The organism is Bacillus cereus group sp. BceL220 (genome assembly GCF_051776965.1).
GTDB classification, from domain to species: domain Bacteria; phylum Bacillota; class Bacilli; order Bacillales; family Bacillaceae_G; genus Bacillus_A; species Bacillus_A cereus.
Window position 1 is genome coordinate 563,711 of sequence record NZ_JBPWBC010000002.1, and the last position, 18,356, is coordinate 582,066.

An 18,356-nucleotide genomic window follows, 5' to 3' on the forward strand; every position below is an offset into this window, starting at 1 on the left:
CGAGAAGGGATGTTTAAAATGACTGGAAGATTAGATGAAGATTTAAAAGATGTAACATTATTAGGAAATCAAAATACAAAATATTTATTTGAATATAGCCCAGAAATATTAGAGGTATTTGATAATAATCATCCAAACCGTGATTATTTTGTAAAATTCAATTGTCCTGAATTTACAAGTTTATGTCCGAAAACAGGACAACCAGATTTTGCAACAATTTATATTAGCTATATTCCAGAGCAAAAAATGGTAGAGAGTAAATCTTTAAAGTTGTATTTATTTAGTTTCCGCAATCATGGTGATTTCCACGAAGATTGCATGAACGTTATTATGAACGATTTAATTAAATTAATGGATCCACGTTACATTGAGGTATGGGGGAAATTCACACCACGTGGTGGCATTTCAATTGATCCATACTGCAACTACGGTCGCCCAGGGACGAAGTATGAACAAATGGCTGACTACCGCATGATGAACCACGATCTATATCCGGAAACAATTGATAATCGTTAATAGAAAGAAAGGGCCTGTATACTATACAGGCCCTTTCTTTCTATTATATTATGCATTTTGATTAATGACAGTATAGTTTTTATGACTTACAACTGTAAGAGGTTCCATATCTAGTTCTCTAAAATTCTTCATAATTGTTATATCAACAATAACAGAGTTTTGATTTACTTTTTGAACACGGCCTTGCATTCCACCTTTAAATTCGATGATATCTCCAGTTTCTGCGATCTGCATAAGCAACTCTCCTTGTTACAGTTTTCCCAAAAAAAGAATAAATTTGGGTTTTTTTATTTCCTCCTATTTTGAACCATATTTCCTACTTTGTAAATGTTTCCAAAGTAAAAATTCGAAAAATATTCACTTTTTGTAAGAAAATATGTAGAAAATCCATGTTATTTGAAAAAAATAGCAAAAATGCGGGAATCTTTATATCGAGGTATAATGAAAAAGTAGAATAACCTGCTGAAGTGGGAGAAATTAGAGGCGGTAAAATGATGTTTGAATTTGTGGGGAGTGTTATAGCTTTAATTTTATTTTTATTTTCTTATATGCATTTAAAAAAGATTCGTCAGTATGATACGAGTACATATTTTGATGGGATGGATGGTATCCATGCTTCGATAACGCATGATAGTGGTGGGGAGATGTAAAGGTATATGACTTTCTTTTCTTGCGTGGTATGATGTTTAGAACTAGTGCATAATAGAGTTCGTAAGTGATGAATGGAGAGTGAAAAGAATGAAGATTTCTTTTATTCGTCATGGTTGTTTAGGTCGTATAAGAGAACCGATGACAATTAATTCATTTCACGAATGGATGAAACAGTATGATTCCGAGTCAATGATACAAAAAGCTAAAATGCCGATAGAAACAATAGAGGCAATTGAAGCAGCGAAATTTGTCTTAACAAGTGATCAAAGGCGTGCTGTACAATCAGCAGCTGAATTAACGGATTCTTTATCTTTTATGCAAAACTCTCTTTTTAGAGAAGCTGAAGTTCCTTCATACTTTTTTGCTCCGAAGTGGTTGAAATGCACAATTAAGGTATGGATGTTCATTGGGCGCACATTATGGATACTTGGCTACCATAAAGATGTTGAGTCTTATAAGGAAGTAAGAGAGAGGGCAAGGCAAGCGGCTTACCTGTTACATCGTTATGCTCTCGTACATGGAAGTATTGCTCTTGTAGGTCATAATTATTTTAATTCGATGATTGGAACGGAGCTGAGGGCAATGGGATGGTCTGGTTCTCCTATTTTGCATAGAAAGCCATGGGGATGTACAACATATACGTTTCACGAGGCGATGGATGGAAATATATTAAATACGAATTTAACATAAAAGCACACGATTTATATAAATCGTGTGCTTTCTTTTTAAGATATAGAAATTTTGACGTTTAATGGTTTTACGAGATGAGCATAAGGTTCGCCTACTAGCATAACAATTTCATCTTTTTTATAACCTAACTTTTCGTATAGTGAATAGGCGCGTGTGTTTTCTAAATTAACAAGTAAAGCGATTTTTTCATGCCCTTTTTCAGTTGCATAGATTTCGGCAGCTTCAATTAATTTAGAACCAATACCTTTTCCACCGTGTGCACTTGAAACTGATAATGTATCAATGTAATACTCATCAAGCTCAGCTTCTTTTTCTAACGTAATCGATTCATCTTTATGTAATTCTCTTAAGTGATGTACAATTGGTGCGTCAAGCTGTGTTGCTTCACTACCGTGATAAGCGACAATAATTCCAACTGCACTCTCGTCTTGTTCATAAATAAAACAGTTTTCGTAGCTCAGACGGTTATTTTCTTTTGAGAACCATGTCTCAAGTCCTAGTAATACTTCTGCTTCAACTGTGCTACCTGTGATTTTTTCAGCAATTTCATGCAGAGCATTATACAATAAAGGAGCTATTGCCATTGCATCTGTCTTTTTTGCTTTCCGAATCATAGTATCCCTCCTAGTTCTATTTGTATATTGTAGCATAGTGGTATGGAACTTTGCATAATTGAATGCCGAAATGTTTGATATAGAGAAGTAGCTATGTTAGTATATGATATTTAGTGGACATATAGTAAAACGATATTGTTTGCGAAATAACGAAAATAAAATCATGGCATAACAACAAGATAAAGTGAAATGTTAATCAGTAAGATTTTTTGTTCATTCCACGACTGATTAGTAGTCAACACCAATCGGACTACCCGCAAATAGCGGGATAATTTTACAGTTGTTGACCTATAGAATATACGATAGAATAAAATATTGCAGAGAGGTGAAATACATGGATAAAGAATTAGCAAATACAATTTTAGATCAGCTGAAAAATGGTGAAATAACGGAGTATGTTGTTACGAAAGATGTATTTTATACGTTCAGAGAAGTTGTTGTAAATAGAGAAGACTTTAAGCATTTCATTGGTAACGCACAGCGAGGCGGGCAAGTGATTTATACATATTCAGAAACGCCACGTTCATAAAGGGGAATTTTGATCAGCAGGGCATCCCTCACTGATTAGTAACCTTCACCAACTGGACGTTTAATGTGGGATAAATAAAAGATAAAGGAGAGGGGAATTATGGGCGATTTTAAACAAGGCATTTTACCACATTGGGATTATATGTGGAAAGATAGAGCCGGCAATAGATTTATGGGAATGGTTATGTATCCAGAGAAACGAAAATGTTCAGCAAAAATGCTTCAGAAAATAAAAAGAGCATATGAAGAAGCGATAGAAATTAAAGTAACTGTACAAGTTCAACATACATATCAGTATGTAGAAGGAATGATTGTATACTTTGATGAAGAGGCTCCTGTATGTACAATGCTTGATAAAGATGAAAATCCACATCACATATTTGTAAAAGATATTTTGCGTATTGAGCACTCTGAATAAACTTTTCATAAATAAATTGAAGTTCCATAATAATAATCTTTTTCTATAATAGTTATCTTTTAGTATGTAACGAGAGACGAAAGTATATGTATAATATATTTAATAAGGTAAATTTGATAAATGTAATCGTTTTTTAGAGCAGATTATCGTTTTATATCTGTTCTTTTTTGCGTGATGCTGGAGAAATATATTTCTTCAGCATCTACCGTTTTATGACAAAATATATTGTTAACTTTTTTAAAAATAAGGTTAAATTCGTTGACAACTTTTTTGAAAAGCACTTTATTGACATGAGTTTTAGAATGTTGTTTCATAGTCATTGTATTGAAAAAAAACGGCTATCATGTCGAAAAGTAAAAGTTAAAAAAAGAAAGAATTTATACATATATCTTGTGTCTTATTTTGAAACGTAATACAATATATAGAGAAATCAAGAACAACATATAGAGAATATAGATTTGAGAGGGAGGGTCGGAAATGTTAGTTGCATATGATTCTATGACAGGAAACGTGAAGCGTTTCATTCACAAATTAAATATGCCGGCCGTTCAAATTGATGAAGATCTAGTAATAGATGAAGACTTTATTCTTATTACGTATACAACAGGTTTTGGCAATGTACCAGAACGTGTTTTAGACTTTTTAGAGCGCAATAATGAAAAATTAAAAGGCGTATCTGCAAGCGGCAATCGTAACTGGGGAGACATGTTCGGTGCAAGTGCTGACAAGATTTCTACTAAATATGAAGTGCCTATTGTATCAAAATTTGAGTTATCTGGAACAAATAACGATGTAGAATATTTTAAGGAAAGGGTGCGGGAGATTGCGACACATTGAACTGAATAATGAAATCACGCAAATGCAGGACGGTTTTTATCAGCTTCATAAAGATAAAGAGGCATTAGAAGTCTTTATGGAAGAAGCTAGAGAGAATACCGTTCCTTTTAATAGCGTGGCAGAGCGAATGGAGTATATGAAAGAACATGATTACTATTACAACGTTCTGGACGAGTATAGCTTGGAGGAAGTAGAGGAAGTATATAACATCGCTTATGGTGAAAACTTCGAGTTCCAATCTTATATGGCAGCATCTAAGTTCTACAAAGATTATGCGTTAAAAACGAATGATCAAAAACAATACTTAGAAAGCTATGAAGATCGTGTAGCAATTGTTTCATTATACTTAGGACGCGGTGATGTTTCGAAGGCAAGACAATTCGCAAGCATGATTGTAAAACAAAACTACCAACCAGCGACACCAACCTTTTTAAATGCGGGAAGAAGCAGAAGAGGAGAAATGGTGTCTTGTTTCTTGTTAGAGATGGACGATAGCTTAAATTCAATCGGCTTTAACATTAATACTGCGATGCAATTATCGAAAATCGGCGGGGGAGTAGCTTTAAACTTATCTAAGCTACGCGCACGCGGTGAGCAAATTAAAGGTATTGACAACGCTGCAAGTGGCGTAGTACCTGTTATGAAGTTGCTTGAAGATTCGTTTTCATATGCGAATCAGCTTGGTCAACGAAAAGGTGCCGGTGCAGTATATTTAAACATTTTCCATTGGGATATTATTGAATTCCTTGATACAAAAAAAATAAATGCCGATGAGAAGAGCCGTATTCAGTCTCTATCAATCGGAATTATCGTTCCAAGTAAGTTCTTTGAGCTTGCTGAGAAAAACGAACCTTTCCATGTTTTCGCGCCTTATACGGTTTATAAAGAATATGGCAAGCATTTAGATGATATTGACATTGATGAAATGTACGATGAATTAATGAGCAATCCGAAAGTGAAGAAGAAGCCACTAGATATTAGTGCACGTGATATGCTTATTAAAATCGCTATGATTCAGCTTGAGTCTGGTTACCCATACTTAATGTTTAAATCAAATGCAAATAATCAACATCCATTGAAGGATATTGGAACTGTGAAGATGTCGAACTTATGTACAGAAATCTTCCAGCTTCAAGAAACTTCAGAAATAAATGATTACGGTACAGATGACATTATCCGTCGTGATATTAACTGTAACTTAGGATCGTTAAATATCGTAAACGTAATGGAAAATAAAGAAATTCGTGAAGCAGTTCATGCGGGAATGGAAGCTTTAACAGCTGTTTCTGATATGACGATTATTCCGAATGCACCAACTGTGAAAAAAGCAAATGACGAGCTTCATTCAGTTGGACTTGGAGCAATGAACTTACACGGATATTTAGCAAAAAATAAAATCGCTTATGAAAGTGCAGAAGCGAAAGAATTCGCTCGTACATTCTTTATGATGTTAAATTACTATTCTATTGAGAAAAGTATGGAAATCGCTACAGAAAAAGGCGAGACATTTAAAGACTTCGATAAATCTGATTATGCGAATGGCACATACTTCGAAAAGTATGAAACAACAGATTACAGCCCAGTAACTGAAAAAGTTCAGCAACTATTTGAAGGAATTCATATTCCAACAAAAGAAGATTGGACAAGTTTAAAAGAGCAAGTGCAGAAGAATGGTTTATACAACTCATATCGTCTTGCTATCGCTCCAACACAATCAATCAGTTACGTTCAAAATGCAACTTCAAGCGTAATGCCGATCGTAAGTCAAATCGAATCAAGAACATATGCGAACGCGACAACATATTATCCAATGCCGTATTTATCAAAAGATACGTTCTGGTACTATAAATCTTCTTACGATATAAATCAGTTTAAATTAATTGATTTAATCGCAGAAATTCAAGAACATATTGACCAAGGAATTAGTACAATTCTTTACGTTAATAGTGATATTTCAACACGTGAATTAGCACGTTACTACATCTATGCACATAAAAAAGGCTTAAAGAGTCTGTATTATACGAGAACACGTAAATTAAGCGTAGAAGAGTGTGTGGCTTGTACCGTTTAATATAAAAAGTGAGACATGATGAGCAGGGTTTTCTGAACCCTGCTCATGCTTAGTTATCATATTTAGAGAAGGGGCGATTTAATGCGTGCGGTAAACTGGAACAAAAAAGAAGATGATTTTAGTTTAATGTTTTGGAAGCAAAATATCGCTCAGTTTTGGACAGAAGAAGAAATCGCGGTATCTTCTGACAAAAATACTTGGGCACAATTATCAAAAGAAGAGCAGGTTGCTTATAAGCGTGTATTAGGTGGTTTAACACTGTTAGATACGAAACAAGGCGGCGAAGGGATGCCACTTGTACTTGTTCATCTTGAAAATTTACAAGCAAAAAGTGTATTAGCTTTCATGGGAGCTATGGAAGAAGTACATGCGAAGAGTTACAGTCATATCTTTACGACGTTAGCTACTGAAGAAGAAATTGATGATATTTTTGAATGGGTAGATACTCATCCATTACTTGAGAAAAAGGCTGGTATTATTACTGGTTACTATCGTCGTTTGTTAAAGCCTGAAGTAACGAAAAAAGAGTTATACATGGCAATGGTAGCAAGTGTGTTCTTAGAAAGTTATTTATTCTATAGTGGATTCTTCTATCCGCTTTACTTAGCTGGTCAAGGAAAACTAACAGCAAGTGGTGAGATTATTAACTTGATAATTCGTGATGAGTCAATTCACGGCGTATTCGTCGGTATTTTAGCACAACAAATCTTCGCAGAACTTTCTGCAGAAGAGCAACAAGAAGTGCAAAAAGAAACACAAGAGTTATTAATGGAACTATATGAAATTGAAATGGCCTATACAGAAGAAATTTACACTTCTATCGGTCTTGTAGAAGATGTAAATCGTTTCGTTCGTTACAATGCGAATAAAGGGCTTATGAACTTAGGACTTGAGCCGAAGTTTGAAGAAGAAGAAATTAACCCAATCGTTTTAAATGGTTTACGTACAGATACGAAAAACCATGATTTCTTCTCTGTAAAAGGAAATGGTTACGTAAAAGCAACGAACGTTGAAAAGTTAGCTGACGATGACTTCGTGTTTAACTTTTAATATAGGATTATAAAGAAAAGCTGTCTTATTCATTGATAAGACAGCTTTTCTTTATAATTTTGTTTACATAACACTATTATTTCTATATAGCGATTTATGTTTGGAAAGTTCTATTCGGTTAACGGATAGAATTTTTTGTAATTAAATGGGTATTTACAAACTTTTTGTATCAGTGTATTATTTAACTAGTACACCGATACAAAAGGAGGGAAGAAATGAAAATAGAGTTTTCTCCAAATATACCAATTTACATTCAGGTAATGGAATACATAAAAAAAGAGATCGTAACAGGACATTTATTGCCTGGTGATAAAATTCCCTCTGTCCGTGAATTAGCGAGTGAATTACAAGTGAATCCAAATACGATTCAGCGTACATTTCAAGAGCTAGAACGGGATGGAGTTGTTGTAACACGTAGAGGAATGGGACGGTATGTAACGAATGAAGGGGAGAAAATTATGGAGCTGCGAAAAGAGATGGCGAAAGAATTACTTCATTCTTTTATAGATGGAATGGACAATTTAGGTTTTTCAGAAGAAGAAATTCTTACAATTCTTCGTTCTTCATTACATGATAAGAGGGAGGAGAGCCAATGACAGAGCTATTAAAAATAGAAAACTTATGGAAGAGATACGGATTAAAAGCAGTGATCCGTGAATTAAACATAGAGATTACGGAAGGGAAAATCGTTGGGCTTGTTGGAGATAACGGGAGCGGGAAAACGACGTTATTGAAAATGATTGCAGGCTTGCAACACCCTTCTGAAGGTAGTATCACAATAGACGGTAAAAAGGTAGGATTACAGACGAAAGAAATCGTTTCATTCATGTCCGATAAGCCAGTCTTTGATGATTGGATGACTGTAAAAGACGCTTTATTTTTCTACCGGGATTTTTATAAAGACTTCGATATTCAAAAAGCGGTAGATACGATTGCAGAATTTAAAATACCGTTAGAAGAAAAAATTACAGCATTGTCAAAAGGTATGATAGAGAAGCTGCAAATCATTTTAACATTTTCTCGAAAAGCGAAGCTATACGTACTGGATGAGCCATTGGGCGGGATAGATCCTCTTTCTAGAGAACATGTATTGGATCTAATTCTACAGTTCTATAGAGAAGATTGTACGATATTAATTTCCACTCACTTAATAAATGAAATTGAAAATATTTTTGATGAAGTGATCTTTTTAAAAGATGGAGAAATGGTTCTATATGAAAATGTAGAAGAAATTCGTTTTCAGAGAGGAAAAGCAGTTCATGAATTGTTTAAGGAGGTGTTTAGTAAGTGAAGTCAGTACTTTCCTATTTATGGAATGTAAATAAGAAAAGATATATTGTTACTTTTTTATTCTTTGTGCTAATTGAAGCTGTGTTATTTTCACAAATGATTGTAAGAAAAAGTGATGCAGCTATCAGTAGACAAGAGGGTATATTTGGAATCATTATGATTATATTTTTCTTTTATATTGTTTATATGTTTATACAAACAATGAAATCATATTCACGCTTACTAACTAATCCAATGTTACGACTTACAGCAATATCTGGGAAACAATATGTAATTTCTATGCTTATTTTCTCATTTATCGCAATGGCTATATGGTATGGGATATGTGGAATTCTTTTCTACGTAAGTTATATATTAGCTTTTCCTACGACTTCTGTATATGTAGAGGCAAAAGAGATTATGCAAGTAGGCATAATTAATAATTTAATATATACGATAAGCGATTTATTTGAGTTTTTGTTTAGTGTGTTACAAATCATATTAGTAATTACTCTAGTTAAGTTACTTACGAAAAAGAAAAAGGCGCAAAATATACTAATCGTTATTATTTTTCTAGTAATAAATATAGCGATTACTTTAGCGACAACCTTGCTAGGAAAATTAGCTCCAGCTTTCCAAGTATTGCGAAGAGTAGAATATCATAGTGAAAGCAAGAGTCTGTTTATTAATATGTTTCAAGAAAATGGATTTAACATTTTTAATATAAGTTTCATGGTAATGGTTAGTGCTCTAATAATATATGTAATTGCTTATATTATCGATAAAAAACTAGAAGTCTAAAGGAGGAATCAGCATTGGGAAACGTAGTAGTAAAGTTAGAGAATGTTCGAAAAAGGATTGGTGGAACGGAAATTATTCGTGGTTTATCATTTGAGGTTCGTGAAGGAGAAGTATACGGATTCCTTGGGCCGAACGGTAGCGGTAAGACGACGACGATCCGTATGATGACAGGTCTTATTTCAATGACAGAGGGCGATATTACAATTTGTGGACATAGTATTCGCTCGGAGCGTGAAAAGGCACTAGAGCAAATTGGAGCGATTGTAGAAAATCCTGAACTATATGATTATATGACAGGAATGCAAAACTTAAAGCATTTTGCGAACATGGCCATTACTCCAATTAGTAAAGAGCGCATTGCTGAGATTGTAAAGCTTGTTGAATTAGAGCATGCGATTCATAAAAAGGTGAAAACATATTCACTTGGTATGAAACAACGTTTAGGAATTGCACAAGCATTACTTCATCAGCCGAAAATCTTAATTTTAGATGAGCCGACAAATGGATTAGATCCAGCTGGTATTCGCCAAATTCGTGATTATTTACAACGTTTAGCGAAAGAAGAGAATATTGCTGTAATCGTATCAAGTCACTTATTGAGTGAAATTGAATTAATGTGTGATCGCGTTGTTATTATTAAACAAGGTGAGTTTGTACAAGAGTACAACTTACATGAAAAAGTGAAACATGATGAGGCAGTCGTTGTAGCGTTTGAAGTAGATGAAGTTCAGAAAGCAAATGAAATCATTAAAGGTAAAGCAAAAGGGAATGTAATTGTAGCATCTGTAACAAAAGACAACATTCCGCAACTTGTAAAAAAACTTGTTCATGCTGATGTGCTTGTATACGGAGTTACTGTTCAAAATAAAACGTTAGAGGATGAGTTCTTAGCGATTACTGGGGGAGTGAAAGCGTAATGTTTAAATTAATTCAAAATGAATTTTTAAAGTTGCATGCGAAAAAAGGTATGTATATTTTAATTGGTGTCATTGCGGCACTCGAAATTTTAGGTACTTTAGCAATGTTGAAGTGGGGAAAAGGTGATGAGTTTAAGGGATCATATTTAGATTATGCAAACTCAGAGATTGGCTTAATTGTTTTATTTACAACGATTTTTGGGATTACACTTGCTGCCCGTACTCTTACTGATGAGTTCCAAAAAGGTACAATTAAACAATTGTTAATCCGTCCAAGAAAAAGACTTGCAGTTTTATTTTCTAAATATATTACAGTGTTATTAGCAATGTTATTTATCGTATTAGCTGGTATGCTAATTGCAATGATTATTGGCGGTATTGTAATGGATGGTAGTAAAACAGAATTAACGTTAGGAATCGTAATGAAGTCCACTTTATATCAACTACTTTCACCATTCTTTTTTGCAACACTTGCATTTTTCCTAGCAAATGTCTTTAGAAAGTCTGTATTACCATTAATTATTACGATGTTCCTATTCTTCTTACAAGGTGCAATTAACATGGTATTAATAATGTTTGCAAAAGGTGTAGCGAAGTTTGTAGTATTCAACCATTTGGATTTAAGAGCTTACGATAGTAATAAATTAATCAATGGTGGAATGGAACCAACATTTACAGAATTTACGTTTACAACTTCATTATTACTTGTAGCTGCATACTTTGTTGTGTTACTTGTAGCATCAAGTGCATTATTCCAAAAACGTGACGTATTATAATAAAAGAAATCCCCGCTTGTAAAAACGGGGATTTTTATTACATAAATTTCACTTGGATTGCAACTTGAAGAACAGCGATATGGTATTTTAAGAGCTATGCTGTTTGAAATGATTTGAGAAAAATAGGAAGGATTTCAACTATATTCATATTATAATTTAGTTATCCTGCTATTTATAGGGAAAGGATTGCCTATAAAGTACTGATTAAAGTTTTATTTTATTTTTACTATCTTTGGGGGTGTTCTATATGCACTATGCATTTTCACGTATAAGGCTACGTAGCTTTTTTGGATGGATGATTATAGGGGTGTTCCTTATAATGATACCATTAGGTCTAGCAAATGTTTCTGAGAATACGATGGAGGTTATTTCACAAATAACTGTATTTTTTGTATTTCCGTTACTTTGGCTATACGTAAAAACAAATAAAAATAATATTGTATTTAACAGTTTTTTTGATAAGCCAGGGCGTTTATCTTGGGGATTAATTGTATTAGCAACGATAATGGGGATGATTTTTTCAGTTGGCATATCTCAGATTCAATTTTACATATTAGCACATACGTTACCGAATTTCTTAGTTACTATGCTAGAAGACGGAAATGTTATTAATACGAGTAACGTATATATGACGATATTTACTTTCATTTCAGCATGTGTGTTAGCACCTATTATGGAAGAGGTTATTTTTAGGGGATTTTTCTTACAGCGGATGGCTCATAAATGGGGAATTAAAAAAGCTGTAATTATATCTTCAATTATTTTTGGCCTAGGACATTTTGATGTTATTGGTGCGTTCATGTTTGGTGTCGTTATGTGTCTTTTATACATAAAGACAAAAAATATATGGACGAATATAGCTGTGCACGCTCTAAATAATTTGATTGCAACAAGTATGCAATTTTTCGGTGGAGAAGAAAGTGGTACAATCTCAATTACTGAATTACAAGCGCAAAGTAATTTATGGATTGGTATCGGTCTTACAGTTGTTGGATTACTATGGTTAATTCCGTATGTTTGGAAACAATGGCGTACAGTAAAAGAAGTTGGCGTGCCACCAGTACGTTTTATAAATGAGCAAAAAGTAGTGAATTCATCACAAGAAAATGAAGTGTATAGTCAAGTGATTGTAACCGATAGATTGATGGCCATAGAGTTACCAGATGAGGCTGTAAATAAGCTTCGGTTAGAAGAAAATGATTATGTAACAGTAGCTGTAGAAGAAGATAAAATCGTTATAAAGAAAGCACATAATAGATAATTAAAAAGTAGCTCTTAGGAGCTACTTTTTAATTTGTAATAATTTCTACACGAAAATTATTACCATTCTTTACATATTTAATATCTGTAACAGTGCGGACTGTCTTTAAAATCTCCACTTTTTCACCAATTCGCGGGATGGTCGGAACATTGTCCCAAATACCAAGCAAGTCATCTAATTGTGCCGTTTTTTCATAAAACCAGATTTTCAATGTAAAGCCCCTTTCTCGAATTTTATGTATTTTAATACATAATATATTATTTTTATTCTTATTGTAAGGGGTTTTTTTATAATTTATGAATAAAAATAAATTAATCTTCTGGGAAGATATGTTCTATATCAGGAGTAAGAGATACTTCTGATAATACGATATGAGAAACTGTCGTTGCATATGAAGAAACATCATTGATAAATTCTTCAAGTTCAACGAGTGAAGGAACAGAAATTTTTACAATGTAGCATAAGCTTCCTGTCACTCGGTAACAAAAACTTGCAGATGGATAAGACTGAATAAACTGTTGCATACGTGTTGTATCACCATTTTTTAAAGTGATTTCTAAAATACAATCTAAAACTAGTCCTGCTTTTTTATAGTCGATATCGATTGTATATTTTTGAATAACGCCTTCACTTTCAAGTTTACGAACACGTTCTGCAGTAGACGGAGCAGATAAGTTTACTCGTTTCGCCAATTCACGCATAGAAAGGCGACTATCATTATATAATTCATTTAAAATTTTTCGATCAACACGGTCTAGTTGCATTTGTAAATATACCTCCAGTAAAATAATGATTTTTGTAAAGGAAAAATATAAATTAAGATTCATATGAAATGTAAAGTGAACGTTATTTATTTTACAATAAAACAGAAGGAAATAGGAGGGAAAATGATGGAGAGAATTTCATTATCAAATGTAGGAGATACAAAGTTTCAAAAGTTATTAGGGCATAATTCGGATATATTACACTCGTGGAGTAAGTTAGAAGATACACTGTACAATAAAGGAACTCTTTCAGCAGAGTTGAAGGAGCAAGTGAGAAGAACATTAGCGTATGGGAATGAATGTCCGTACTGTATGGCAAAGGGAAGACCTGATGATGTGCAAAAGGCAGAGGAGATTGGTGTAGCCGTTACTTTTGCGCATACATTTGTTCATAACCGAAAAGCAATAGATGATACTATGTTTCACGTATTAAAACAATATTGGACAGAAAAAGAAATTGTAGAGCTTTGCGCCTATGTTTGCTTTATTACTGCGTCACAACAACTTGGTTTTCTATTTCAATTACAGCCAAATTAAGGGGGAAATGATGACAAATCAAATAGCACTTATCATAATCGATGTACAAAAGGCATTTCAATTACCAGATTGGGGCGAGAGAAATAATATTTTTGCTGAAGAAAACATGAGAATTTTGTTAGAAGAATGGAGAAAAAGGGAACGACCAGTTTTTCATATTCAACATGTAAATAAAGAAAATGCTCAGTCAATGTTTTATGAGAGAGCGGAAATGGTAAACTTTAAAGAAGAAGTGCAACCACTACTTGGTGAAGTGGTTATTCAGAAATTCGTTAACAGCGCGTTCATTGGGACAAATTTAGAAGAGCAATTAAGAAAGAACAAATGTAATGCAGTAGTGGTTGTAGGATTAACGACAAATCATTGCGTGGAAACTACGACACGAATGGCAGGGAATTTAGGATTTACAACATATTTAGTGAGTGATGCAACGGCTACTTTTAACCGTATAGGTTTAGATGGTAAAGAGTATAGTGCAGAAGATATTCACAATATGACACTTGTAAATTTACATGAAGAGTTTGCTACGATTGTGACGACAAAAGAAGTGTTAAAATTATTTTAAGAAAATAATTGCGAATTATGTAGAAAAAAATAAGAATATTTCGTATAATCTAAGTACAATCATTTTGAAAATAGGGGTGGCATCATATGGAGCAAATTTCAGTAAAGAAATTAGAAGAGGTACTTGTTGTAGCAGGGGATGATAAACAGAAGCAAAAGGAATTTTATGAATTGCTCTTATCTACTGAGTTTTATGTTGCTGGTTCACTAGAAGCAGAGGACGGGGCAACAGAAGGAATACTTCGTTTGCGTCATTTCCAAGGAGAAGGTAGATGGATCGTTCCGTTCTTTACACAAATGGAATTTGTAAAAGATGTGTTGCCAGAAGGAACGCCCCTTATTACGATACGTGGGAAAGAGTTATTTGGTAGCATTGAGAAAGATGCTACAGCTGTATTAAATGTTGGCACTGATATAGGTAAAACATTTATTCCAGAAGAAATTGCAGATATCGCATCTGGACGAATTTTTAATTATTATAAGTAAAAGTAAAAGGAAAAGCGTAATCGCTTTTCCTTTTACTTTTTAATTTGAATATGAAGTGGCTATACCAGAAGAAATAGAGACTGTTTTATTATTCGTGTTTATTGTCGCTGTAGCTCCAAGTGGAATACCGATGTTTGGACTTATATGTCCAATTGGTAAATCGAATAGGACAGGTATATGATATGGCGCGAAATATTCATATAATATTGTTTGCAATGATTGAGATGGCTTTGAAGGAGTGCAGTCGTGACAACTTGTGAAAATAACGCCCCTGCATTCATTAAACTTTCCAGATAAAAGTAGCTGATTTAACATACGGTCAATGCGGTACGGTTCTTCACCAATGTCTTCAAGTAATAAAAGTGTATTGTCCGTATTTATCTCGTAGGGCGAGCCAATTATACTTGCTAACACAGCTAAATTTCCTCCAACTAACGTACTTGTAACTGTACTGTGGGAGCTAGGTACGATACATTCTGATGCAGATAAAATGGTTGAATACGGATGGAATAGCTGATTAAAAGAGGATAAAGATAGGGAATCAATACCTTTTCCTAGTTCTTCAATCATCGGACCATGAAATGTTATAAGCTTTGCATAACGTGAAACAGCAGTATGTAAAGCTGTAATATCGCTATATCCCCAAAAGATTTTTGGATTCTGCCTAATAACTTCATATTGAATGTGAGGAAGAAGACGAGCACTTCCATAACCACCTCGTGCACAAAAAATTGCCTTCACTTCATTATTTGTAAATGCTTCATGTATATCGTCAAGCCGAACTTGATCACTTCCGGCTAAAAATCCATATTTCTCGTAAACACTCTTCCCGATTATTACGGATAACCCCATCTCTTGTAATACATTCACACCTTTTAATACATTTTCGATTGTAGGTGGACCAGATGGTGCAATAATCATTACTGTATCACCTTGTTTTAATACATTTGGATAAATCATTAAGCTCAGCCTCCTTCTCTTTCAATATATTCGCTTCATATGAAGTTCAACCCTTGCAAAAGCAGGGGAAAGCTTATCAAATAAAGAAGATATAAGGGAAATAGGAGGGAAAATGATGTTTACAAGTCGAGTAACAGACATATTAAAAATTGAGTATCCTGTTGTTCAAGCCGGTATGGCAGGCGCGATTACGACGCCAGAACTCGTTGCAGCAGTAAGTAATAGCGGAGGATTAGGGACGCTTGGGGCGGGCTATATGAGCCCAGAACAAATTGGTGAAGCGATTTATAGAATAAGAGAACTAACAGATAAGCCTTTCGGTGTTAATTTACTTGTAACGAAAGAGATACAAATAGAAGAAGAGAAGGTAAATGAGGCGAAAATATTACTAAGCGGAGTGAATAGAGAATTAGGTATAGAAGTAGAAGGAACGTTAAAGCTTCCAAAAAGCTATAAGGAACAATTACAAGTGTTATTAGAAGAAAAAGTACCGGTCGTTAGCTTTGCATTTCAAACGTTAGAAAAAGAAGAAATAGATGACTTAAAAAGAAGTGGAATAAAGGTTATCGGAACAGCTACCCATGTGACAGAAGCAAAAGTACTTGCAGAATTAGGGGTAGATATAATTGTCGGTCAAGGCAGCGAGGCAGGGGGGCATAGAGGAACATTTGTCGGGAAAGAACAAGATGCTATGATTGGTACTTTTGCGTTAATACCTCAGTTAGTAGGGGCTGTTCCGCATATCCCAATTGTCGCAGCAGGTGGTGTAATGAACGGACAAGGGCTTGTTGCGGCATTGGCACTAGGAGCAGAAGGTGTTCAAATGGGATCGGCCTTTTTAACAAGTGAAGAGAGTATTACGCACGATGTGTATAAAGAAGCGGTTTTACATAGTACAGATACGAGCACAACGGTAACTCGTGCGTTTTCCGGGAAATATGCACGGGGTATCCGGAATGAATTTATAGAGAGACATGAAGGAAAAGAAGAAGGGCTTCCGATGTATCCAGTGCAAAACGTATTAACTTCTAAAATACGCCAAGAGGCAGCGAAGCAAAATAAGGAAGAATATATGTCACTTTGGGCAGGACAGGCAGCATCGTTGGCACGAATCGAATCAGCTCAGCATGTAGTGGAGCGAGTTATGAAAGAAGCGGAGAATGCAATCGAGCAATTACAAAATATATACAAAAAGACCACTTGAGTAATTCAAGCGGTCTTTTCATTAGTTTGCTTTATAAAATTGTTGGATGGCTTCGTCGATGTAAACCCAGCCTTTCCAACCTAAGTGCATATGATCTTTTAAGAAGTATTTATCGTATTCATGATTTGAGAAGTCGGCAATTGGATAACCAGCTTTTTCGATTTGCTCATGAACTTTCTTATAGTATGCTTCGCGGCGTTCTTTCGGGAATCCAGCGTAGTCGTACCAAGGACCTTTGACAGGAACAGAAATGAAGAGTGGTTTTGCACCAGATTGTTTTAATAAATCAAGTACAATTTGTAAATCTTCATATTCTGGCGATTGGTCATAAGCATCATTTTTTAAGTAACCTTCACGTTGCTTTAATTTTTTCTTAATTTTGCTATTGAAATAATCATCTTCAATACCGTATTCATTAGATCCAGATTCTACTGCACCTGTTTGATCCGCATGTTTACGAGCCTCTTCCCAGTTCATTTGTTTTAATGAAGGATCAAGCTTTTCTTTGTGCGGTTTAATATTAAACATAGCTGTAAATAAATCTTTACGATCTAAAATGTTACGATAAATATAAGCGAAAGGTTTAGCAGCAAGTGCTTTTACTTTATACTTCGTATCATCATAAGCAATGCCTTCAAGCGAAATTTTTAATAAAGTTTCTTTTTTTACAATCTCAAAGTTTAATAAACGCTTTGCAATTTGTTTTTTCATTTCAGGTTTTAAATCATTGTTGAAAATGAAATGGTAACCTTGTTGCTTTGAAAAGTTAGGTGCAAAGTGCGTTTCATCAATACCTTGTGGTACAAACCATTGCGGAGAAAGAACGAATACCATTTTCTTATCTTTCAATTGATCCATTGTAGATGCGAAGTTTAACACATGTACAAGGTCTTGTGTTCCGCCGCGTCCAAGAAGGAATGGCGTAAATCCTTCAGGCTTTACTTTAAAATAATTAGATGGATGGAAAGCATCCATACGTGCGAATTCCGATGAACCGTACATCGGAAGATATTTTGGATCTGCTAACATCTTTTGCTGTAAAATCATACTTTGAATTTTTTCTTCTTTTAAAGAAGTAGCAGCTTGTTCTACTTTTTCATCACTTAAAAGTGGAAGTAGGAAGCGCGTTGGAATAAGTAAGAATACAGCAAAAAGGGCCAATGCTAAAAGCATCGGACCAAATTTTGCTTTGTTCATCGGATTTCTTCCAACTTTTTAATAACCATGTTTGGTGTAGCCCACTCGTCACGGTCAAAATCAGAAATAGAAACTTCAATATCTAAACGCTCTTGGAATTCAACTAATAAAGATACTACAGCGAAAGAATCAAGGATACCTTCTTCAAATAATTGAACATCTAAGTTTTCTTTCACAATATCGTTTTCACATACTTCTTCTAAAATATCTAATACTTGCTCTTTGAATTCTGCCATTTTTAAAAT

The 18,356-nt window shown here is 34.4% G+C and carries 25 protein-coding genes; 18 read left to right on the forward strand and 7 right to left on the reverse strand.

Translation table 11 applies throughout. The annotated features are described in order from the left end of the window. Positions 1-18 precede the first annotated feature (18 nt). Complete coding sequence (gene queF, locus ACS2FK_RS07765) at positions 19-516, forward strand: preQ(1) synthase (protein ID WP_001986050.1); 498 nt, start codon at positions 19-21, stop codon at positions 514-516. Between the two features lie 48 nt (positions 517-564). Here the strand turns inward: queF and ACS2FK_RS07770 are convergent, their stop codons facing one another. Then, positions 565-750: a YkvS family protein gene (locus ACS2FK_RS07770; protein ID WP_001165082.1), complete on the reverse strand. Its 186-nt coding sequence runs from the start codon at positions 748-750 to the stop codon at positions 565-567. Between the two features lie 260 nt (positions 751-1,010). Between ACS2FK_RS07770 and ACS2FK_RS07775 the strand changes: the two genes are divergently transcribed. Both ACS2FK_RS07775 and ACS2FK_RS07780 read left to right on the forward strand, forming a co-directional pair. Next, entirely contained in the window at positions 1,011-1,166 is a 156-nt protein-coding gene (locus ACS2FK_RS07775; RefSeq protein WP_000461432.1) for a hypothetical protein, read from the forward strand. Positions 1,167-1,254: 88 nt separating this feature from the next. After that, positions 1,255-1,857: a hypothetical protein gene (locus ACS2FK_RS07780; protein WP_000703093.1), complete on the forward strand. Its 603-nt coding sequence runs from the start codon at positions 1,255-1,257 to the stop codon at positions 1,855-1,857. A gap of 35 nt (positions 1,858-1,892) precedes the next feature. Here ACS2FK_RS07780 and ACS2FK_RS07785 read toward each other — a convergent pair whose 3' ends face one another. Next, the gene (locus tag ACS2FK_RS07785; protein ID WP_000619547.1) at positions 1,893-2,471 is read right to left on the reverse strand and encodes a GNAT family N-acetyltransferase; all 579 of its coding nucleotides are present in this window, start codon (positions 2,469-2,471) and stop codon (positions 1,893-1,895) included. Positions 2,472-2,805: 334 nt separating this feature from the next. On the opposite strand from ACS2FK_RS07785, the gene ACS2FK_RS07790 reads away from it, so the two are divergent. The 11 genes from ACS2FK_RS07790 to ACS2FK_RS07840 all read left to right on the forward strand — a co-directional run bounded on the left by ACS2FK_RS07790 (position 2,806) and on the right by ACS2FK_RS07840 (position 12,399). Then, positions 2,806-3,000, forward strand: coding sequence for a hypothetical protein (locus ACS2FK_RS07790; RefSeq protein ID WP_000356686.1), 195 nt, complete (start codon positions 2,806-2,808; stop codon positions 2,998-3,000). Positions 3,001-3,099: 99 nt separating this feature from the next. Beyond that, complete coding sequence (locus ACS2FK_RS07795; protein WP_000502199.1) at positions 3,100-3,417, forward strand: hypothetical protein; 318 nt, start codon at positions 3,100-3,102, stop codon at positions 3,415-3,417. Positions 3,418-3,894: 477 nt separating this feature from the next. Further along, positions 3,895-4,254 carry a class Ib ribonucleoside-diphosphate reductase assembly flavoprotein NrdI gene (nrdI, locus tag ACS2FK_RS07800; protein WP_000959447.1) on the forward strand — a complete coding sequence of 120 codons (360 nt, stop codon included), beginning with the start codon at positions 3,895-3,897 and terminating at the stop codon, positions 4,252-4,254. Then, positions 4,241-6,325, forward strand: coding sequence for a class 1b ribonucleoside-diphosphate reductase subunit alpha (gene nrdE / locus ACS2FK_RS07805; RefSeq protein ID WP_001215838.1), 2,085 nt, complete (start codon positions 4,241-4,243; stop codon positions 6,323-6,325). The genes nrdI and nrdE overlap by 14 nt, the downstream gene beginning before the upstream one ends. Before the next feature lie 81 nt (positions 6,326-6,406). Then, on the forward strand, positions 6,407-7,375 hold the full coding sequence (gene nrdF, locus ACS2FK_RS07810; protein ID WP_001203020.1) for a class 1b ribonucleoside-diphosphate reductase subunit beta: 969 nt from the start codon (positions 6,407-6,409) through the stop codon (positions 7,373-7,375). A gap of 215 nt (positions 7,376-7,590) precedes the next feature. Further along, positions 7,591-7,971 carry a GntR family transcriptional regulator gene (locus ACS2FK_RS07815; protein WP_000687503.1) on the forward strand — a complete coding sequence of 127 codons (381 nt, stop codon included), beginning with the start codon at positions 7,591-7,593 and terminating at the stop codon, positions 7,969-7,971. Further along, positions 7,968-8,666, forward strand: a complete 699-nt coding sequence (locus ACS2FK_RS07820) for an ABC transporter ATP-binding protein (RefSeq protein WP_000137747.1) — start codon at positions 7,968-7,970, stop codon at positions 8,664-8,666. The genes ACS2FK_RS07815 and ACS2FK_RS07820 overlap by 4 nt, the downstream gene beginning before the upstream one ends. Continuing rightward, complete coding sequence (locus ACS2FK_RS07825; RefSeq protein ID WP_000843919.1) at positions 8,663-9,445, forward strand: hypothetical protein; 783 nt, start codon at positions 8,663-8,665, stop codon at positions 9,443-9,445. The genes ACS2FK_RS07820 and ACS2FK_RS07825 overlap by 4 nt, the downstream gene beginning before the upstream one ends. 14 nt (positions 9,446-9,459) lie before the next feature. Beyond that, the gene (locus ACS2FK_RS07830) at positions 9,460-10,362 is read left to right on the forward strand and encodes an ABC transporter ATP-binding protein (RefSeq protein ID WP_000528820.1); all 903 of its coding nucleotides are present in this window, start codon (positions 9,460-9,462) and stop codon (positions 10,360-10,362) included. Beyond that, positions 10,362-11,138 carry an ABC transporter permease gene (locus ACS2FK_RS07835; protein WP_000475427.1) on the forward strand — a complete coding sequence of 259 codons (777 nt, stop codon included), beginning with the start codon at positions 10,362-10,364 and terminating at the stop codon, positions 11,136-11,138. The genes ACS2FK_RS07830 and ACS2FK_RS07835 overlap by 1 nt, the downstream gene beginning before the upstream one ends. A 247-nt stretch (positions 11,139-11,385) precedes the next feature. Beyond that, positions 11,386-12,399 (forward strand): CPBP family intramembrane glutamic endopeptidase, encoded by a 1,014-nt coding sequence (locus ACS2FK_RS07840; protein WP_000558808.1) that lies wholly within the window; start codon positions 11,386-11,388, stop codon positions 12,397-12,399. A 28-nt stretch (positions 12,400-12,427) separates the two neighbouring features. On the opposite strand, the gene ACS2FK_RS07845 is transcribed toward ACS2FK_RS07840, so the two are convergent. Beyond that, the gene (locus ACS2FK_RS07845; RefSeq protein WP_000707107.1) at positions 12,428-12,610 is read right to left on the reverse strand and encodes a DUF3913 family protein; all 183 of its coding nucleotides are present in this window, start codon (positions 12,608-12,610) and stop codon (positions 12,428-12,430) included. A gap of 100 nt (positions 12,611-12,710) precedes the next feature. Next, complete coding sequence (locus tag ACS2FK_RS07850) at positions 12,711-13,163, reverse strand: Lrp/AsnC family transcriptional regulator (RefSeq protein WP_001175498.1); 453 nt, start codon at positions 13,161-13,163, stop codon at positions 12,711-12,713. A 123-nt stretch (positions 13,164-13,286) separates the two neighbouring features. Between ACS2FK_RS07850 and ACS2FK_RS07855 the strand changes: the two genes are divergently transcribed. From ACS2FK_RS07855 to ACS2FK_RS07865, 3 genes are all read left to right on the forward strand, one after another. Further along, the gene (locus ACS2FK_RS07855) at positions 13,287-13,700 is read left to right on the forward strand and encodes a carboxymuconolactone decarboxylase family protein (RefSeq protein ID WP_012593181.1); all 414 of its coding nucleotides are present in this window, start codon (positions 13,287-13,289) and stop codon (positions 13,698-13,700) included. Between the two features lie 10 nt (positions 13,701-13,710). Further along, complete coding sequence (locus ACS2FK_RS07860; RefSeq protein ID WP_063546913.1) at positions 13,711-14,265, forward strand: cysteine hydrolase family protein; 555 nt, start codon at positions 13,711-13,713, stop codon at positions 14,263-14,265. An 86-nt stretch (positions 14,266-14,351) separates the two neighbouring features. Next, on the forward strand, positions 14,352-14,750 hold the full coding sequence (locus tag ACS2FK_RS07865) for an SseB family protein (RefSeq protein WP_063546914.1): 399 nt from the start codon (positions 14,352-14,354) through the stop codon (positions 14,748-14,750). A 39-nt stretch (positions 14,751-14,789) separates the two neighbouring features. Here ACS2FK_RS07865 and ACS2FK_RS07870 read toward each other — a convergent pair whose 3' ends face one another. Beyond that, positions 14,790-15,710 (reverse strand): S66 peptidase family protein, encoded by a 921-nt coding sequence (locus ACS2FK_RS07870; RefSeq protein WP_063546915.1) that lies wholly within the window; start codon positions 15,708-15,710, stop codon positions 14,790-14,792. Between the two features lie 115 nt (positions 15,711-15,825). On the opposite strand from ACS2FK_RS07870, the gene ACS2FK_RS07875 reads away from it, so the two are divergent. Further along, a complete protein-coding gene (locus tag ACS2FK_RS07875; RefSeq protein WP_000495274.1) occupies positions 15,826-16,914 on the forward strand; it encodes an NAD(P)H-dependent flavin oxidoreductase in 1,089 nt (362 codons plus the stop codon). 21 nt (positions 16,915-16,935) lie between these two features. On the opposite strand, the gene dltD is transcribed toward ACS2FK_RS07875, so the two are convergent. Then, a complete protein-coding gene (dltD, locus tag ACS2FK_RS07880; protein WP_001030272.1) occupies positions 16,936-18,111 on the reverse strand; it encodes a D-alanyl-lipoteichoic acid biosynthesis protein DltD in 1,176 nt (391 codons plus the stop codon). Next, on the reverse strand, positions 18,108-18,347 hold the full coding sequence (dltC, locus tag ACS2FK_RS07885) for a D-alanine--poly(phosphoribitol) ligase subunit DltC (protein WP_000807310.1): 240 nt from the start codon (positions 18,345-18,347) through the stop codon (positions 18,108-18,110). The genes dltD and dltC overlap by 4 nt, the downstream gene beginning before the upstream one ends. Positions 18,348-18,356 lie beyond the last annotated feature (9 nt).

Bases quoted from the DNA above. Each gene is read 5' to 3' on its own strand.
- queF (WP_001986050.1), top strand. From the start codon at position 19: ATGACTGGAAGATTAGATGAAGATTTAAAAGATGTAACATTATTAGGA.
- ACS2FK_RS07770 (WP_001165082.1), bottom strand. From the start codon at position 750: ATGCAGATCGCAGAAACTGGAGATATCATCGAATTTAAAGGTGGAATG.
- ACS2FK_RS07775 (WP_000461432.1), top strand. From the start codon at position 1,011: ATGTTTGAATTTGTGGGGAGTGTTATAGCTTTAATTTTATTTTTATTT.
- ACS2FK_RS07780 (WP_000703093.1), top strand. From the start codon at position 1,255: ATGAAGATTTCTTTTATTCGTCATGGTTGTTTAGGTCGTATAAGAGAA.
- ACS2FK_RS07785 (WP_000619547.1), bottom strand. From the start codon at position 2,471: ATGATTCGGAAAGCAAAAAAGACAGATGCAATGGCAATAGCTCCTTTA.
- ACS2FK_RS07790 (WP_000356686.1), top strand. From the start codon at position 2,806: ATGGATAAAGAATTAGCAAATACAATTTTAGATCAGCTGAAAAATGGT.
- ACS2FK_RS07795 (WP_000502199.1), top strand. From the start codon at position 3,100: ATGGGCGATTTTAAACAAGGCATTTTACCACATTGGGATTATATGTGG.
- nrdI (WP_000959447.1), top strand. From the start codon at position 3,895: ATGTTAGTTGCATATGATTCTATGACAGGAAACGTGAAGCGTTTCATT.
- nrdF (WP_001203020.1), top strand. From the start codon at position 6,407: ATGCGTGCGGTAAACTGGAACAAAAAAGAAGATGATTTTAGTTTAATG.
- ACS2FK_RS07815 (WP_000687503.1), top strand. From the start codon at position 7,591: ATGAAAATAGAGTTTTCTCCAAATATACCAATTTACATTCAGGTAATG.
- ACS2FK_RS07820 (WP_000137747.1), top strand. From the start codon at position 7,968: ATGACAGAGCTATTAAAAATAGAAAACTTATGGAAGAGATACGGATTA.
- ACS2FK_RS07835 (WP_000475427.1), top strand. From the start codon at position 10,362: ATGTTTAAATTAATTCAAAATGAATTTTTAAAGTTGCATGCGAAAAAA.
- ACS2FK_RS07840 (WP_000558808.1), top strand. From the start codon at position 11,386: ATGCACTATGCATTTTCACGTATAAGGCTACGTAGCTTTTTTGGATGG.
- ACS2FK_RS07850 (WP_001175498.1), bottom strand. From the start codon at position 13,163: ATGCAACTAGACCGTGTTGATCGAAAAATTTTAAATGAATTATATAAT.
- ACS2FK_RS07855 (WP_012593181.1), top strand. From the start codon at position 13,287: ATGATGGAGAGAATTTCATTATCAAATGTAGGAGATACAAAGTTTCAA.
- ACS2FK_RS07860 (WP_063546913.1), top strand. From the start codon at position 13,711: ATGACAAATCAAATAGCACTTATCATAATCGATGTACAAAAGGCATTT.
- ACS2FK_RS07865 (WP_063546914.1), top strand. From the start codon at position 14,352: ATGGAGCAAATTTCAGTAAAGAAATTAGAAGAGGTACTTGTTGTAGCA.
- ACS2FK_RS07870 (WP_063546915.1), bottom strand. From the start codon at position 15,710: ATGATTTATCCAAATGTATTAAAACAAGGTGATACAGTAATGATTATT.
- ACS2FK_RS07875 (WP_000495274.1), top strand. From the start codon at position 15,826: ATGTTTACAAGTCGAGTAACAGACATATTAAAAATTGAGTATCCTGTT.
- dltD (WP_001030272.1), bottom strand. From the start codon at position 18,111: ATGAACAAAGCAAAATTTGGTCCGATGCTTTTAGCATTGGCCCTTTTT.
- dltC (WP_000807310.1), bottom strand. From the start codon at position 18,347: ATGGCAGAATTCAAAGAGCAAGTATTAGATATTTTAGAAGAAGTATGT.